The organism is Nocardia sp. IFM 10818, from assembly GCF_054655275.1.
The window spans coordinates 5,024,853-5,040,014 of sequence record NZ_BAAHJH010000001.1 but is presented as its reverse complement, the minus strand read 5'-3'; the positions used below and the strand labels follow the sequence as shown (position 1 = coordinate 5,040,014).

General features: G+C 67.8%; 16 protein-coding genes and 1 pseudogene. 13 read left to right on the top strand and 4 right to left on the bottom strand.

Translation table 11 applies throughout. The features are described from left to right. The 9 genes and pseudogenes from ACYQ5L_RS23325 to ACYQ5L_RS23285 form a co-directional block, all read left to right on the top strand. Positions 1-1,047 (top strand): MlaD family protein, encoded by a 1,047-nt coding sequence (locus ACYQ5L_RS23325; RefSeq protein WP_459960158.1) that lies wholly within the window; start codon positions 1-3, stop codon positions 1,045-1,047. Next, positions 1,044-2,051 carry an MlaD family protein gene (locus ACYQ5L_RS23320; protein WP_459960156.1) on the top strand — a complete coding sequence of 336 codons (1,008 nt, stop codon included), beginning with the start codon at positions 1,044-1,046 and terminating at the stop codon, positions 2,049-2,051. The genes ACYQ5L_RS23325 and ACYQ5L_RS23320 overlap by 4 nt, the downstream gene beginning before the upstream one ends. Then, the gene (locus ACYQ5L_RS23315; RefSeq protein WP_459960154.1) at positions 2,048-3,061 is read left to right on the top strand and encodes an MlaD family protein; all 1,014 of its coding nucleotides are present in this window, start codon (positions 2,048-2,050) and stop codon (positions 3,059-3,061) included. The genes ACYQ5L_RS23320 and ACYQ5L_RS23315 overlap by 4 nt, the downstream gene beginning before the upstream one ends. Then, positions 3,062-3,982, top strand: coding sequence for an MCE family protein (locus ACYQ5L_RS23310; protein ID WP_459960152.1), 921 nt, complete (start codon positions 3,062-3,064; stop codon positions 3,980-3,982). Beyond that, complete coding sequence (locus ACYQ5L_RS23305) at positions 3,979-4,986, top strand: MlaD family protein (protein WP_459960150.1); 1,008 nt, start codon at positions 3,979-3,981, stop codon at positions 4,984-4,986. Before ACYQ5L_RS23310 ends, ACYQ5L_RS23305 begins: the two co-directional genes overlap by 4 nt. Continuing rightward, positions 4,983-5,933 (top strand): MlaD family protein, encoded by a 951-nt coding sequence (locus tag ACYQ5L_RS23300; protein ID WP_459960149.1) that lies wholly within the window; start codon positions 4,983-4,985, stop codon positions 5,931-5,933. Before ACYQ5L_RS23305 ends, ACYQ5L_RS23300 begins: the two co-directional genes overlap by 4 nt. Positions 5,934-5,944: 11 nt before the next feature. After that, positions 5,945-6,628 carry a hypothetical protein gene (locus tag ACYQ5L_RS23295; protein WP_459960148.1) on the top strand — a complete coding sequence of 228 codons (684 nt, stop codon included), beginning with the start codon at positions 5,945-5,947 and terminating at the stop codon, positions 6,626-6,628. Then, on the top strand, positions 6,568-7,269 hold the full coding sequence (locus tag ACYQ5L_RS23290) for a TetR/AcrR family transcriptional regulator (RefSeq protein ID WP_459963514.1): 702 nt from the start codon (positions 6,568-6,570) through the stop codon (positions 7,267-7,269). The genes ACYQ5L_RS23295 and ACYQ5L_RS23290 overlap by 61 nt, the downstream gene beginning before the upstream one ends. Further along, positions 7,266-7,454 (top strand): annotated as a pseudogene (locus tag ACYQ5L_RS23285) (TetR/AcrR family transcriptional regulator); the annotation flags it as partial. The gene ACYQ5L_RS23290 and the pseudogene ACYQ5L_RS23285, both read left to right, overlap by 4 nt. A gap of 456 nt (positions 7,455-7,910) precedes the next feature. Here ACYQ5L_RS23285 and ACYQ5L_RS23280 read toward each other — a convergent pair. Both ACYQ5L_RS23280 and ACYQ5L_RS23275 read right to left on the bottom strand, forming a co-directional pair. Next, the gene (locus tag ACYQ5L_RS23280; protein WP_459960146.1) at positions 7,911-8,690 is read right to left on the bottom strand and encodes an SDR family NAD(P)-dependent oxidoreductase; all 780 of its coding nucleotides are present in this window, start codon (positions 8,688-8,690) and stop codon (positions 7,911-7,913) included. Next, on the bottom strand, positions 8,687-9,292 hold the full coding sequence (locus ACYQ5L_RS23275; RefSeq protein ID WP_459960144.1) for a TetR/AcrR family transcriptional regulator: 606 nt from the start codon (positions 9,290-9,292) through the stop codon (positions 8,687-8,689). Before ACYQ5L_RS23275 ends, ACYQ5L_RS23280 begins: the two co-directional genes overlap by 4 nt. Positions 9,293-9,379: 87 nt before the next feature. Here ACYQ5L_RS23275 and ACYQ5L_RS23270 point away from each other — a divergent pair, with 87 nt between their 5' ends. Both ACYQ5L_RS23270 and ACYQ5L_RS23265 read left to right on the top strand, forming a co-directional pair. Beyond that, positions 9,380-10,384: a saccharopine dehydrogenase family protein gene (locus tag ACYQ5L_RS23270; protein ID WP_459960142.1), complete on the top strand. Its 1,005-nt coding sequence runs from the start codon at positions 9,380-9,382 to the stop codon at positions 10,382-10,384. Positions 10,385-10,461: 77 nt separating this feature from the next. Next, on the top strand, positions 10,462-11,463 hold the full coding sequence (locus ACYQ5L_RS23265; protein ID WP_459963513.1) for a zinc-binding alcohol dehydrogenase family protein: 1,002 nt from the start codon (positions 10,462-10,464) through the stop codon (positions 11,461-11,463). Between the two features lie 6 nt (positions 11,464-11,469). Here the strand turns inward: ACYQ5L_RS23265 and ACYQ5L_RS23260 are convergent, their stop codons facing one another. After that, positions 11,470-12,054 carry a helix-turn-helix domain-containing protein gene (locus ACYQ5L_RS23260; protein ID WP_459960141.1) on the bottom strand — a complete coding sequence of 195 codons (585 nt, stop codon included), beginning with the start codon at positions 12,052-12,054 and terminating at the stop codon, positions 11,470-11,472. Between the two features lie 83 nt (positions 12,055-12,137). Here ACYQ5L_RS23260 and ACYQ5L_RS23255 point away from each other — a divergent pair, with 83 nt between their 5' ends. Further along, the gene (locus tag ACYQ5L_RS23255; RefSeq protein ID WP_459960140.1) at positions 12,138-13,115 is read left to right on the top strand and encodes an NAD(P)/FAD-dependent oxidoreductase; all 978 of its coding nucleotides are present in this window, start codon (positions 12,138-12,140) and stop codon (positions 13,113-13,115) included. Here the strand turns inward: ACYQ5L_RS23255 and ACYQ5L_RS23250 are convergent. Then, positions 13,108-13,968, bottom strand: a complete 861-nt coding sequence (locus ACYQ5L_RS23250) for a cyclopropane mycolic acid synthase family methyltransferase (RefSeq protein ID WP_459960139.1) — start codon at positions 13,966-13,968, stop codon at positions 13,108-13,110. The two genes, ACYQ5L_RS23255 and ACYQ5L_RS23250, sit on opposite strands and share 8 nt — an antisense overlap. A 202-nt stretch (positions 13,969-14,170) precedes the next feature. On the opposite strand from ACYQ5L_RS23250, the gene ACYQ5L_RS23245 reads away from it, so the two are divergent. Further along, a complete protein-coding gene (locus tag ACYQ5L_RS23245) occupies positions 14,171-15,070 on the top strand; it encodes an expansin EXLX1 family cellulose-binding protein (RefSeq protein ID WP_459960137.1) in 900 nt (299 codons plus the stop codon). Positions 15,071-15,162: the final 92 nt, after the last annotated feature.

The window sequence follows — 15,162 nt, the reverse complement described above, 5'->3', positions numbered from 1 at the left end:
ATGGCCGTATTCAAGGACCATTCCGGCCGCAGCGCCGGAGCCTGGGCGCTGCGCGCCCGCGGCGTGGTGATCGCCCTCGTCATCACGGCGGTGACCGTGGTGCTGACCGGTTATGCGCGAGGGAATTTCGCGGACCGGTTCGAGTTGACCGTCGAAGCCGCCACCCTCGGTGAGGGTCTCGCGCCCGGCGCCGAGGTGAAGTTCCGCGGGTATGCCATCGGCACCGTCCGCGAGGTGGTGACCGTCGGCTACGGCCGCCAGCGCATCGAGGTGGAGATCGACCGCGAGCAGGCGGGCGCGCTCACCGAGGATGTGACCGCCCGGTTCACCTCGTCGAACGTATTCGGTTCCAGCGCCATCGAATTGGTGGACGGAGACGGCGGCGGGCCGCTGCGCGAGCATGCCGTGCTGCAGATCGGCGAGAACGCCACCAATGCCACCGTCGCCGGGGTGTTCCGGCGGGCGGCGCGGCTCACCAAGGTGCTCGACTCCGAGACCATGCGCCGGCTCATCGATCTGATGCTCGACAATGCCGAGAGCATGGGCCCGGTCCTGAAATCCTTCTTCGAGACCGCCCGCACGCTGGCCGACGGCCAGCGGGCGCCGCTGTCGCACTACCTCGAGATCGGCGCGGATATGACCGGGGCCTTCGCCGACATCACCCCATCGGCGGGGCGGGCCATTCTGGCGGTGCTCGAACAGAGCGCCTACTTCGGTGATCCGGTCAACCGCGCCCGCACCAACAAGGCCACCGACGGCGTGGATCAGGCTGTGCTGAAGGGCATCGCGGATCTGCTGGGGCGCCACAATCCCGATCTGGACAAGATCATCGGCGGCATTCTGGACCTGGCCGTTCCGATCGCGGTGTCGCTGGGCACCGTGACCCCGGCCTACAACCGCATCCCGAATCTGCTGCACGCCATCGACGGCGCCTTCCCGGTGGTGGACGGCCGGGTGCAGTTGCAACTCGAACTGATCGTGAAAACCATGCCGTATCTGGCCGATTCGCTGGCGCCCGCGCCGGCCGACCCGGGAGGCGCGCGATGAACGATGTCGCCAAGTCCTCGGTCAAACTCGTCGTCTTCCTGCTCGTCGTCTCGGCCTGCTCGGTCTTCATCGTGACCGCGCTGCGCACCCCGGTGCCCGGCGACAAGGTGACCTACGATGCCGTGTTCACCGATGTCTCGGGCCTGTTCACCGGTGATTCGGTGCGCATGTCCGGCGTGGCGGTGGGCAAGGTGGAGGCGGTGACCCTCGACGGCGCCCAGGCGCGGGTGAAGTTCACCGTGGACGCCGACCGGCCGGTGTACGAGAACACCAAGGCCGCGGTGCGGTATCAGAACCTCATCGGCCAGCGCTATGTGGAGCTGCTCACCGAGGGGCAGGGGACGGCGAAACTGGTTCCGGGAGCGACGATCCCGGTGCAGCGGACCATCCCCAGCTTCGATGTGTCGAAGTTGTTCAACGGCTTCAAGCCCATGTTCGAGACCCTGGATCCCGCCCAGCTCAACCAGTTCGGCGAGAACATCCTGCGGGTGATCCAGGGCGACGGCTCGGGCATCGGCCCCGTGCTGGCGGACCTGGAGACGCTCACCAAGACCGCGCGCAACAGCGAGGCCGTGATCGTGCTGCTCATCCAGAATCTGGGCCTGGTGTCGGAGGAGATCGGTGGCAAGTCGCAGGCGGTCGGGCAGCTGGTGGACCAGCTCGGCGGCATCCTGAGCCAGTTCTCCAGCCGGACCCAGACCATGCTCGAGGCCATCGACAATGCCAATCGCACGCTGAAGCCGCTCATTCCGATCCTGGAGGAGGGCCGCGACGCCTACGACGTGGCCTACGGTCCGGTGGACGGCCTGCTGCGCCGCCTGGTGCCCGCCACCGATCAGCTCACCCGAATTCTCGCGCTCGCACCGCAACTGGTGACCGGGCTCAACCAGTCCGTGCCGGGAGAGGGTGTGCAGCCGCGTATTTCGTGTTCGAACGGGGAGGCGGCGCTGCCGGCGGTAGCGGGCGTCATTCTCGACAGCCAGGACCTGGTGGTGTGCAAATGAAGTCACTGGTGTGGTACATCGGCGAGCTGATCCGGGACGTGATCGCCGGGCGCGGTGATCAGCCCACCCAATTGCGCTGGGGCATCGCGGGTGTCGCGGTCTGCGCGGTGCTGCTGACCACGGCGGCCGCGTTGTACGTGGTACCCATCGGCCAGCAGACCTATGTGGCCGACTTCCGGGTCTCCGGCGGCGCGCGGCCCGGAGACGAGGTCCGCGTGGCCGGTATCAATGTCGGCAAGGTCCGCTCGGTGGAGCTGGTGGGCGATCATGTCGAGGTCGCCTTCACGGTGAACCGCGATGTGCGCGTGGGCGATCGGGCGGCGGTGGAGGTCAAGATGCTGACCCCCATCGGAGGTCACTACCTGTCGCTGGACCCGGCGGGGGACAAGGCGCTGGGCGACCGGCACATTCCGCCTGAGCGCACCACGACACCGTTCGAGCTCAGCGACATCCTCGACAAGGGCACGCCGATCTTCAGCCAGGTGGACGCCACCACCATGCGCTCCACCATCGGCGAGCTCGAGTCGGCGCTGACCCAGGAACCGAACGCGCTGCGCAGCGTGATCACCAATGTCAATGAGCTCACCGGCCTGCTGGCCCAGCGCACCGATCAGCTGAACACCACCCTGGAGATCTCGGACGAATACATTGCCGCCATCGCCACCGACAAGGCGATCCTGGCCAATTTCGTCCGCCAGCTCGGCACGGTCGCCGATTCGCTCGGCAATCGCAAGGACGATGTGGTCAGCGTATTCAACCTGGTGAAGCGATTGCTGCTGATCCTGCACCGCCCGATCATGGCCTACGGCGATTCCATCGAACCGACCGTGACCGAATTCGAGGAGCTGTTCTCGAAGGTCTTCGCCGACCCGAGCCGGCTCGACACCGTGATCGCGGGCCTGCGCGATGTGATCGCCAAATTGAACGGCCTGCTCGGAGTTCAGGTGGCGGCCGAGGAGCCCGCCGCGGGCATCCGGGTGTGCATTCCCTACGAAGGCAAGGCGTGCTGAATGAATTGGGGTAGAACAGCACTCGCCGCCGGCACCGCCGCCGTCGTGGTGGTCGCCGGTGTGGCCGGGGTGACGTGGGCGAACAGTTCGGTGCGCGCGGCGAAACAGAGCGTGTGCGCCGAATTCACCGACAGCGTCGGCCTGTACGAGGGCAATAGCGTGACCATGCTCGGTGTCGAGATCGGCACCGTGTCGAAGATCGAGGCGCTGGGCAATCGCATGCGCGTCACCATGGAGATCGGCGACGAGGTGCGACTGCCCGCCGATATCCAGGCGGTCACCATGTCCAGCTCCATTGTGACCGACCGGCATGTGGAATTGACCAAGCCGTATACCGGCGGCGCGGAATACGATACCGCGCAGTGCATTCCGCTGGAGCGCACCAAGACGCCGATCGGCATCAGCGAGGCGCTGGACGCCATGGGCACGCTGGCCGGGGACCTGACCGGCGGGCAACCGGGCGACACCCTGCTCGATCAGACGCTGACCGCCGCCGACCGGGCCATCGACGGCACCGGGCCGCAGTGGAATCAGCTGTTGCAGCGGCTGTCGGCGGTGGTGGGCGATCCGGCGCAGAAGGATGTGGTCTTCCGCCGGCTGGTGGACAATCTCGACGAGCTCACCACCATGTTCATAACCAACTGGCCGGATATGGCGGCGGTGCTGGACAATCTGCGCGCGGGTTTGCAGCTGATCGGGGAGTTCTCCGCCGAATTCGCCTCCGCCGTGGATATCGCCGTGGAATTCCTGCCGGTGCTGGCCCGCAATGTCGGCAAATACGATCAGCAGGTCTACGCGCTGCTGGATCTGTACCTGCCGCAGCTGAACGACCTGCTGGAACGAAATCAGGGATCCATTACCGATCTGCTGTCCCAGCTGCCGCCGCTGGCGGCGAACCTGCCGCAGGCGGGTGCCCGATGAAGCGCGCACTCGTCAAGCTGGTTCCGGCGCTGACCGCGGCCACGCTGGTGCTGAGCGGCTGTGGTCTCAAGGCCACCGACATTCCGATCCCGGGCACCTATATCAGCGGCGAAACCTATTCCATCCGGATCGAATTCGGCTCCGTGCTGAATCTGCCGGACAAGGCGAAGGTGATCGCCGAGGGCGTGGAGATCGGCATGCTCGAGCGCATCGATCTCATCGGTAACACCGCCGTCGCCACGGTGCAGCTGAAAAGCGATGCCAAGCTGCCCCGGACGACCACCGCGGAATTGCGGCAGAGCACCATCCTGGGCGATATCCACATCGCCCTGGAGGCTCCAGCGGACGGCGCCACCGACTTCCTCGTCAACGGTGATGTCATTCCGGTGCAGCAGACCATTCCGGCCACCAATGTCGAGGACATCCTGCGGGCGTTGTCCAATATCATCACCGGCGGCCGGTGGTCGGATCTGCAACAGCTGGTCGCGGATGTGAACGCCGCATTCCCGTCCGATCCGGCGGAGCTGGACCGGATCAATGCGGCCGGGCGTGCCGCGCTCGACGATATGGCGAGCCATACGGCGGAATTGGACCGGATCCTGATCTCGGCGCAGCGGATCACCGGCAAGCTGGAGTCCGGCCGGGCCGCCGTGGACGACATCCTGACCTTCGGGCCCGATCGCGCGGCCGGTCTGTCGGATGTGCTGCTCAATGTGGTCAAGCTGATCATCACCGGCGGCGGGCTGGCGCGCAATGCGGGCGAGCTGCTGCTGCCCTACGCCGGTGACTTCCGTTCCATCGTGTCGATTCTGGCGCCCACCGCGCTGACCATCGCCTACTCCGACATCACCCTCGGGGCCAACCTCGAGACCTTCCACACCCTGTTGCGGGAGAAGCTGATTCCGTTCCTCGGGAACCCGGATGTGCGGGTCCAGCGCGTCTCCGCGGACGTGCAGGCCGATCAGCTCGTCACCACGCTGCGTTCCATCGGGATGGTGCCATGAAACTCTCCTTCTCCGGTCCGGTGTCCATGGCGCTGCTGGCCGTGCTGACGCTGATCTGCGGCAGCTATATGGCAGTCGGCGTGCTCAATATCGACCCGCGGCGCGAAACCAATACGGTCACGGTGCTTTTGAACACCTCCGGCGGTCTCATGAAGACCTCCGAGGTGACGCTGCGCGGACTGCCGATCGGCAAGGTGCGCGATATCAGCGCCACCGCCAAGGGTTTGGCGGTGAAGATCGAATACGACTCGAAGTACCGGATTCCGGTCGACGCCCCGGTGCAGATCGCCAATCTCTCGGCGGCGGGGGAGCAGTTCCTCGACTTCCGGCCCGAGACCAGCGCGGGACCGTACCTGCACGACGGCAGTATCGTGCCGCCGCGGCAGGTCCGCACCGCCACCACGGTCGGCGACGCGCTGGCCAAGATGGACGCACTCACCGCGCAACTGGATCCGGCGCGGCTGGAGCATCTGGCCGCCACCGTGGCCGCCGGTTTCGAGGGCCGCGACGCCGATGTCGCCAATCTGACCAAGGCGCTCATCGGCACCGCGAATCTGTTGCGGGACAAGCGCGATGCCATTGCCCGCCTCTACGCGAACGTGCAGACCCTCGGCGACCGGTTCGACGGCCGCGCGCCGACCATCAGCGCGGCCGCCGGGGATATCGACACCGGGCTGCCGGAGTTGCTGCACATCATTGCCGCATTCCAGAATTACTCGATTGTGGGCGAGCACATCTGGGACGATCCGCTGGGGCCGCTGGTCGCCAAGATCGACGGATATCTCTCCTTGCTCGGCCCGGATCTCGGGCATATCGCGACCGTATTGAAGCCCGCGACCAGCGCGGTCAAACCACTGCGTGTGGACGCCGGATCGATCGTCGACCTGCTGTCCACGGTATTCCCCGGCGATGGCGCCGCCCATGTCGGTATCGACGTTCCTCGGTAGGAGAAAACATCATGAGTGAGATCGACAAGACCCCTGACGACGCCGAGACCACCGCGACGGCGGTGTCGCTGTCCAAGCCTGCCGCGAAGGACGAGGAAACGAAACCCGAAGAGGGGAGGGGGGTTCCGGCTGCATCGGCGGCGGAGCGGGATGTACGGTCCGGCAACCGATCCGGAGTTCCCTCGCTGCCGTTGGCCGCCGCTGCGGCGGCGATCCTGGCCGTGGTCTCCGTCGTGCTCGGCATCCTCTGGCACGGCGCGTCCAGCGATCTCGACGCACTGAAATCCGCTCAGGCCGACCGTGATCGGGCCGCCGAGGTCGCCCGCGACTACACCCTGCGCTCGCTCACCTACGACTACCAGAACCTGCCCGCCTTCTTCGACGGCGTACAGCGCGGCACCTCCGACGCCCTGGCCAACCGCTACCACGAGGTGCACGACACCCTGGCCAAGATCATGACCGAGGCCCAGGTCGTGGCCACCGGCGAGGTCGTCGGCACCTCGGTGGAGTCCCAGGGCAACGACCAGTACGCCGTCACCGTCTACGCCACCCAGCGCACGAAGAACATTCAGCAGCCGGAACCGGCCACCGTGCCCAACCTGCTGGTGGTCACGGTGGCCAAGAGCGGCGGCGACTGGGTGGTCGTCGATTACGGCCCCAAGGACGCCGCCACCAAGGACGGGGCCGCGAAATAGCCTCCCGCACAGGCCGGCCGCCGCAGCACGAGCTTCCGCTGCGGCGGCGCCGGCAAATCATCGAAGCCGCCTATGAGGTGTTCACCGCCCAGGGCTACGAGGCCACCGCCATCTCCGCGGTGGCCGCGCGCGCCGGGATCGGGCAGGGCACCGTCTATCGCTACTTCGGCAGCAAACGCGAAATCCTGGACCACGTCATCGATTTCGGTATAGAGAAGGTCATGGCCTCCGTGCAGCTGCCCGAATTGCTCGGCACCGCGACCAGTGTCGCCGAACTCACCGACGCGGTCCGCTCGGCGGCCGATCGCGTCTACGACCTCGTCGAACGCGAACCGCAGCTGCTGCGCCTGCTGCTGGTCGAAGCCGGTGCGATCGATCCCGAACTGGCACAACGGCTCCTGGGCCTGGAAGCCATTACCGCCGCCCTGGTCGCCGCCGAACTCACTCGTGGCGTGGAAGCGGGCTGGATCCGCCCCGACCTGGACACCGCCGTGCTCTCCCACACCATCGTCATGATGGTCGGCCCCGGCCTGCTCCGGCAGCTGCACGGCGTCAGCGATCCGCGCGAACGCCGCCACACCACCGCCACCCTCCTGCACCTGCTGGAGAAGGCCCTGCGCCTGCCGAGCGCCGCCTCGTGACCGATACCGCCCGCAGCACCCGCCGCGCCGCCCGCCTGGAACAACGCCGCGCCGATCTCGTAGCCGCCGCCTACGGCCTGGTCATGACCCGCGGTTTCCGCACTATCAGCGTCGATGACATAGCCACCGCCGCCGGCGTCAGCCACGGCACCTTCTACAACTACTTCGACAACAAGCGCGACATCCTCGACGCCGTCATCGACCACTGCTTCGACCGCATCCGCGACCGCCTCCTCGGCCCCGAGGCCGACGATGTCCCCGCCACCCTGGCCGCCTTCGCCGCCCGCTACGCCCGCGTCATAGACCGCTGCTACGACCTCGCCGCCACCGAACCCGGCCTGGTCAATTTCCTCCTCCTGGAAGCCTCCTCGATCGACGACGCCGTCATCGACCGCTGCCTCCGCAATGCCCGCCGCTACGGCATGCAAGCCGTGGACCAAGTCCGCCAATCCCTCCGCTACGGCTTCCTCGACCCCAACCTGGACGTCGAAACAGCCGGCGAATTCCTGCTCTCCATCCTCGTCTCGGCCCTCTTCTCCGCCCTCCGCGACGGCGCCGACGGCCTGACCCGCGACCGCGTCCGCACCCAACTGACCGATTTCCTCACCTCGGCCCTGGGCGCCGAATCCGCCGCTCAGCCGCTAGTGCACGGAGAAGCCGCCGTCGACGAAGATCGCTTGGCCGGTGATGTAGGCGGCGGCCGGGCTGGCGAGAAAGATTGCGGCGCCGGCGAAGTCGTCGGGGTGGCCGTTGCGGCCGATGAGGGTGCGGGCGGCGAGTGAGGCGACCATTTCCGGATCGGAGGACATTCGAGCATTCAGCGGGGTGGGCACAAAGCCGGGTACCAGCGTGTTGCACGTGACGCCGTAAGGGGACCATGCCTCGGCTTGGGAGCGGGCCAGCGATTCCAATGCGCCCTTGGAGACACCGTAGGCGCCGCTGTTGGCGAAGGCTCGGTGGGCCTGCTGGGAGGTGATGTGAATGATGCGGCCGTAGCCGCGCTTCGCCATATCGGGCCCGAACGACTGGCCGAGGAGGAAGGGAGCGACCAGGTTGACGGCCATGGTCGTGTCCCAGACTTCCGTCAGCGCTTCGACGGGTGGGCGGAGGTTGACGCCGGCGCAGTTGACCAGGATGTCGGGTGGCCGGCCGAAGACGTCCGGAGTCTCGTCGGCGACATCGGCTACCTCGTTGCGGTCGGCGAGATCCGCGCTGAGCCAACGGACTTGGCAGCCTTCGGCGTGGAGTTCGCGGGCGGTTCCGGTGAGGCGGTGCTTGTCTCGTGCCACGATGACGACCTGCGCGCCCGCGCGGGCGAGGGCGGTGGCGATGGCCTTGCCGATTCCGGAGCTGCCGCCGGTTACCAGGGCGACCTTGCCTGCCAAGGAGAACAGGGTCGAGAGATAGTCGTGAGCGGTCACCGGCGGAACTCTATGCTGTCGAGGCAGCCCATGATGAGGTCGGTCAGCGCGGTGATCGCCTCGGCCGCGGTGGTTCGCTCCCGATTCAGCTCCGCGGCGATGGCCTCGGCCGCGCCCAGTATTCCTGTGCAGCGCAGGCGAAGTGCGGTGGGAGTGAGGCGGGTGTAGGGCTGGAAGGCGTCGGCCATGATCTCGGTGTAGGCCGCCAGCATCTCGTGCTGGATCGCCTCCATCCCCGGATCGCCTTTCAGTGCGGCGGACACGGCGTTGAACTCCGGAATATCGGTGGCACAGGCGAAGTAGGCGGCGCCCATGACGCGCGCAATCTCGGTGGCGGCGGGTGCGGCATCGCGCAGCGCCGCGGTGGTCGCGGTGCGGTGGCGCTCGTCGAGACGGCGATAGAGGGCGAGGAGCAGACCGGGTCGAGTTCCGAAGTGCCCGTAGACGATCGGCCTGCTCACGCCCGCGCTTTCCGCGAGCGTGGCCAATGTCAGACCGTCCGCGCCCTGTGCGCGCACGATTCCCAGTGCGGTATCGAGCAGTTGCTCCCGCCTGTCCTGCTTCGACAGGCGAGCCGATGGTTTGGTCGTCGATCCGGTCATCGTCCTCCCTTGCGGTCGCCTCCCAGTTTAGCTACAAAGTGTAAGTTACAAAATGTAGCTTATTGGTTCTGAGAAGGATGATGCACGATGGAACACACGAAATCGGTTCTGATTCTCGGCGGTTCGGGCCAGGCGGGCGGGGACGCCGCCGACCTGCTGCGCCGCTGGTACCCGGCGCTGCCGATCACGATCGCGGGGCGAAATCTCGAGCGGGCCCGGCGGGTCGCCGATCGACTCGGCAATGCGGCGGCCGTGACCATCGATCTGCGGCGCGAGGATCTCGGCCTTCCGGCGGGGGACGAGTACTCGGCGGTGGTCGCCGCGGTGTGGGACGAGCGGTTGCGGGGCTTGGCCTTCGCACAGGATCGCGGGCTGCCCTACCTCAGCATTTCCACCAGCGTGGTGGATATCGGGCCGGAGGTCGTCATGGGCGCGCAACGGGCCGGAACCGCGCCGATTCTGATCGCCGGTCACTACTTCGCCGGTTTGGGAGTGCTCGCGACGCTGCACGCGGCCCGGGAGTTCGATCGGATCGACTCCATCCGATTGAGCGCGGTGCTGGACGAATTGGACAGCGGCGGGCCCGCGGCGGAAGCCGATCTGGACCGCATGATGGCGGCGATCACGTCGGGCTATGTGCGCCGGGACGGGGTGTTCACCTGGCTCGCGGGCCCGGACGCGCAGGCGGAGGTACCCGGCGCCGATGGCGTGACGGTGCCCGGCCAGAGCATCGCCATCCTCGACGTGCCGAGCCTCGCCGTCGCGACGGGCGCGCCGAATGTCCGCTTCGATTTGGCGGTCGGGGAGTCGGCGAGCAGACGTCGCGGCGAACCGCTGTCCACCGAGCTGCTGATCGATCTCGAAGGAACGAATGCGGCGGGCGCCCCGCTGCGCACCCGCCGCCGGATGGTTCATCCGGCGGGCCAGCGGCCATTGACCGCGCTCGGCGTCGCCCTCGGGGCGGAACGACTGCTCGGTCTGCGTGGTGAAACGGTCGCGCCGGGCGTGTATACCCCGGAAGCCCTGCTCGACCCGTCCTACACCATCGACCTCATGGTTGCCGCCGGCGCCCGCTTCACCGAGGCAGGATAGGGGAGCGCAGCACACGCGCACTCGATGACCGGCGACAGCAGGGAGGAACCGTGCGGCAAGTAGCGCATCAGCGGTCGATGCGGGCGTGGCACGTCATGACGCCCGGGCCGATCGACACCGCGCCGATGGCATTGGGGCACACCGCGGTTCCCGAACCCGGCGCGGGGGAGCTGCTGGTCCGAGTGCTGGCGTGCGGGGTGTGCCGGACGGATCTGCATGTGGCGGAAGGGGATCTGCCGGTCCGTCGGGCGGGTGTCGTTCCCGGGCACGAGGTGGTCGGGGAGGTCGTGACGGTGGGCGCGGGCGCGGACGGCGAGTTCGCCCCGGGAGATCGGGTGGGGATCGCCTGGCTGCGGCACACCTGCGGAGAGTGCCGGTTCTGTCTGCGCGGGGCCGAGAACCTGTGCCCGCGGTCGCTGTACACGGGGTGGGACGCCGACGGCGGCTATGCCGAATTCGCCACGGTGCCCGCGGATTACGCGCTCCCGCTACCCGCCGGCTACGCGGACATCGAGCTGGCCCCACTGCTGTGCGCGGGCATCATCGGATACCGGGCGCTGCGCCGGACCGGGCTCCCGGAAGGCGGGCGGCTGGGCATCTACGGATTCGGCGGCAGTGCGCACATCGCGGCACAGGTGGCGCTGGCCGAGGGCGCGGAAGTGCATGTGATGACCCGTGATCCGCAGGCGCGGGCGCTGGCCGCCGAGCTGGGGGCGGCGTCGGTGCAGGGGGCGGCCGAGCGGCCGCCGGTGGCCTTGGATGCGGCGATCCTGTTCGCGCCCGTGGGCGAGCTGGTGCCGCCCGCGCTGGAGGCCCTCGACCGGGGCGGGATCCTGTCCATCGCCGGCATACACCTGAGCGATATCCCGGTGCTGAACTATCAGCGGCATCTGTTCCAGGAGAGGGAGATTCGCTCGGTCACCGCCAATACGCGCGGTGACGCGCGGGAATTCCTGGAGATCGCGGGCAGGCACCGGATCGAGGTGACGGTGCATCCGTATCCACTCGAGACGGCCGACCGGGCACTGTCGGACCTATCGCACGGGCGGTTCGCGGGCGCCGCCGTGCTGGTGCCGTGATCGGGTTCAGCTCTTGCGCTTCGGCTGTGCTCGCATGTGCGCGCGCTCGCCCTGTTTGCCGAAAAGACTGAGGAATTCGGCCGGTTCGTTGTCGGCCGCGCCGAACCAGTGCGGGACATGGGTGTCGAATTCCGCGGCCTCCCCCGGGACGAGGATGAAATCGTGCTCGCCGAGCACGACCCGCAGCCGGCCGTTGAGCACGTACATCCATTCGTAGCCCTCGTGCACCTTCAGATCCGGCTCCCGGTGTCCGTTCTGCGCCGGAATGATGATCTTGTAGGCCTGGATGCCGCCCGCCCGCCGGGTCAGCGGCAGCATGGTCATATGGCCGTGCTTGATCGGCCGCAGGTGCACGCGCGGATCGCCGGTGAGCGGCGCGTCGACCAGCTCGTCGAGGGTCACCCCGTGCGCCCGGGCCAGCGGCAGCAGTTGTTCGAGGGTCGGGCGGCGGGCCCCGGATTCCAGGCGCGACAGCGTGCTCACCGAGATGCCCGTGGCGTCCGACAGATCGGCGAGGGTGGTCTGTCGCTGCTTGCGCAGCGCGCGCAGCCGCGGACCGACCGCATCGAGGGTCCGGTCGATGTTCTCCATGCCGCCAGTTTGCCAGATCGGCAAAGAACATTGCCAGGATGACCGGTTCTCCCGCATGGTCGTAGCCGAAGGAGGTGGTCTTGATGACCGATGAGCTGCAGAGCAAGTATGACGTGGTGATCGTCGGCGGCGGCGCCGCCGGATTGAACGGGGCGCTCATGCTCGCCCGATCCAGGCGCTCGGTGGTGGTGATCGACGCGGGCGCGCCGCGCAATGCCCCGGCCGCGGGCGTGCACGGACTGCTCGGCCGGGAAGGCATACCTCCGGCGGAACTGCTCGAGCGCGGGCGGACCGAGGTGCGGCAGTACGGCGGGCACGTGGTGACGGGCGAGGTCGTGGCGGCGGCGCGCGACGAAGACGAGCACGGGACGCCGGAATTCACGGTGGCGCTGGCCGACGGCCGGCCCGTGCGGGCGCGGCGGCTGCTGGTGGCGACCGGCGTGGTCGACGTACTGCCCGATATTCCCGGACTGCGGGAACGCTGGGGTCGCGATGTGCTGCACTGCCCGTACTGCCACGGCTGGGAGGTCCGCGACCAGGCGATCGGGGTGATCGCCGCGAGCCCGATGGCCGTGCACCAGGTGCTGCTGTTCCGGCAGCTGAGCGACGATGTGGTGCTCTTCACCCACACCACCGAACCGCCTGCCGGCGAGCAGGCCGAGCAGCTGGCCGCGCGCGGCATCCGCGTGGTGACCGGTGCGGTGACCGGCATCGAGGTCGAGGACGACCGGTTGACGGGCGTGCGGCTGGCCGACGGCACGGTGGTGCGCCGGGAAGCGGTGGCCACCCAGACCCGCATGGTCGCGCGGGCCGGACTGCTGGCGGCGCTCGGGCTGTATCCGTCCGAACACGCCAGCGGCATGGGCGAATACATTCCGGTCGATGCCATGGGCCGCACCGAGGCGCCCGGCGTGTGGGCGGCGGGCAATGTCACCGATATCGCCGCCCAGGTCGGAAACGCCGCCGCCGCGGGCGCATTCGCGGCAGCGCAGATCAATGCCGATCTGGTCGCGGAGGACACCCGGATAGCCGTTGCCGCACAACGGGTCCCGGCTATTTGATCAAGGTGAACTGCATGACGTCGAGGTGGCCGGCGCGGAAGTAGTGCGCACAGCCGGTGAGGTACTTCAGGTACCGCTGGTAGACCTCTTCGGAGGTGAGGCGAACGGCTTCCGCGTGCTGCCGTTCGAGGGCGCGGGCCCAGTGGTCGAGGGTCTGCGCGTAATGCGGTTGCAGGGAGTGGATGCGCTGTAGATGGAACCCGGCCTGGGCGGCGTGGGTGGTCACCAGCTGCGGCTGGGGCAGCTGCCCGCCGGGGAAGATCTCCCGTTTGATGAAGATGTGGAACAGCGCGTCCGCGCGGGTGACGGCGATATTGCGGGCACGCAGCTCGGCCAGCGTATGGCCGATGATGGTGTGCAGCAGCATGCGTCCGTCGCTGGGCAGCATGTCGTAGCAGCGCTTGAAGAACTCGCCGTAGCGCTGCTTGCGGAAGTGCTCGAAGGCGCCGATGCTGACGATCCGGTCCGCCTCGCCGTGGTACTCCTCCCAGCCCTGCAACCGCACCTCGGCCACATCGGCCAGCCCGAGCCGCCGGATGCGTTCGCGCGCATGGTCGTACTGATTACGGCTCAGCGTCAGCCCGACCACGCGCGCGCCGCGCTCCTGGGCGGCGCGAATCATGGTTGCGCCCCAACCGCATCCGATATCGAGCACCGTCATGCCCGGTTGCAGCCGGAGCTTGCCGAGCGCGAGATCGATCTTGGCCTGTTGCGCCTGTTCGAGAGTCATCCCCGGGTGTGTGAAATACGCGCAGCTGTAGGTCATGGAGGGGTCGAGGAACAGCGCGTAGAACTCGTCGGAGAGGTCGTAGTGGGATTGCACCTGCTGGTAGAAGGGCGCGAGGTCGGCCATGCGGCACGCTCCTGGATGTCGAGGGGTACCCGGACATACGCGGTGCGGTGCGCAATCGTTCTAGATCCATGACACACCGGCGACACGCCGAGTCTTTCACTCCGAGTTTCCGATTCGTGCCCGGTGCGACCGGTCCGACTGCTTTCCTGAAGGTAATTCAGCATCGTTGCAGCAAACGTTATTCGGAGGTTGGGGAACACCCATGCACCGCACGGGTCACGAAGAGGTTCGCAACGGTCGGCCGTGGTTGTGGACGGCCCTGGCAGGAGTGGTAGTCACAGGCGCGGTGATCTGGGTGATGCGGCCCGAGCCGGTGGCCTGCCGCAGTGAGCCGGACACCACCACGGTGGTCACCCTTCCCGCACCCACCACCAGTACGGTTACTCCGCAGCAGCTTCCAACGACGGCGCAACCCGTCGTCGAACACCGCGAAGCGCGCTTCTACGCCTTCACCCCGGGCGTGGCCTGCTCGCTGCCGGATCTGCCGCTGGACGGCTACTACATCGGCGTCCCGACCGAGGAATACGACGGCTCGGCGGCCTGCGGCACCTACGTCGATATCGATGGCCCGCTGGGCAGCGTGCGCGCCATGGTCGTGGACCGCTGCCCCGGATGCGGTCCCGGTCAATACGATCTGAGCCGTGCGGCCTTCGAGGAGGTCGCGCACCTGTCCGAGGGCGTGGTTCCCATCCGGATCGCCAAGGTGCGCGATCCCAATCCCGCTCCGGAGCTGTTCTATCGCGTGCAGCCGGGCTCCTCCCCGGATTGGCTGGGAGTCCTGTTTTCCGGCAATGGAAATCCCCTGCGGCAGATCTCGCTGCGCCCCGAGGCGGGCGGCGAGTGGATACCGCTGCGCCGCGGCTACGACAACTACTGGTCGGTCTCCGGCGCGGGCCCCGGCCCGTTCACGGCCCTGGTGACCGATATCTACGGCCACGAGGTCCTCGTGGGCGGCCTGACCCTGAACGGCGGGGACGTGCGTTTCACCGGTATCCGCCTGTACCCCGTCCCGGAGTCCGCCCCGCCCGAACCGGCGCCCACCACGCCGCCGGTCCTGGTGGTCACCACCGTGATTCCGGGCGCCCGCCACTGCGATTCGTGACTCGCCCGCCTTGTGCGCCGAGGCGGCCCGGCTATGGCATCATCGAGTGAAACGTGTTCCAATTCGCCCGCAGGGGGCGGTGCGCCGGGAGG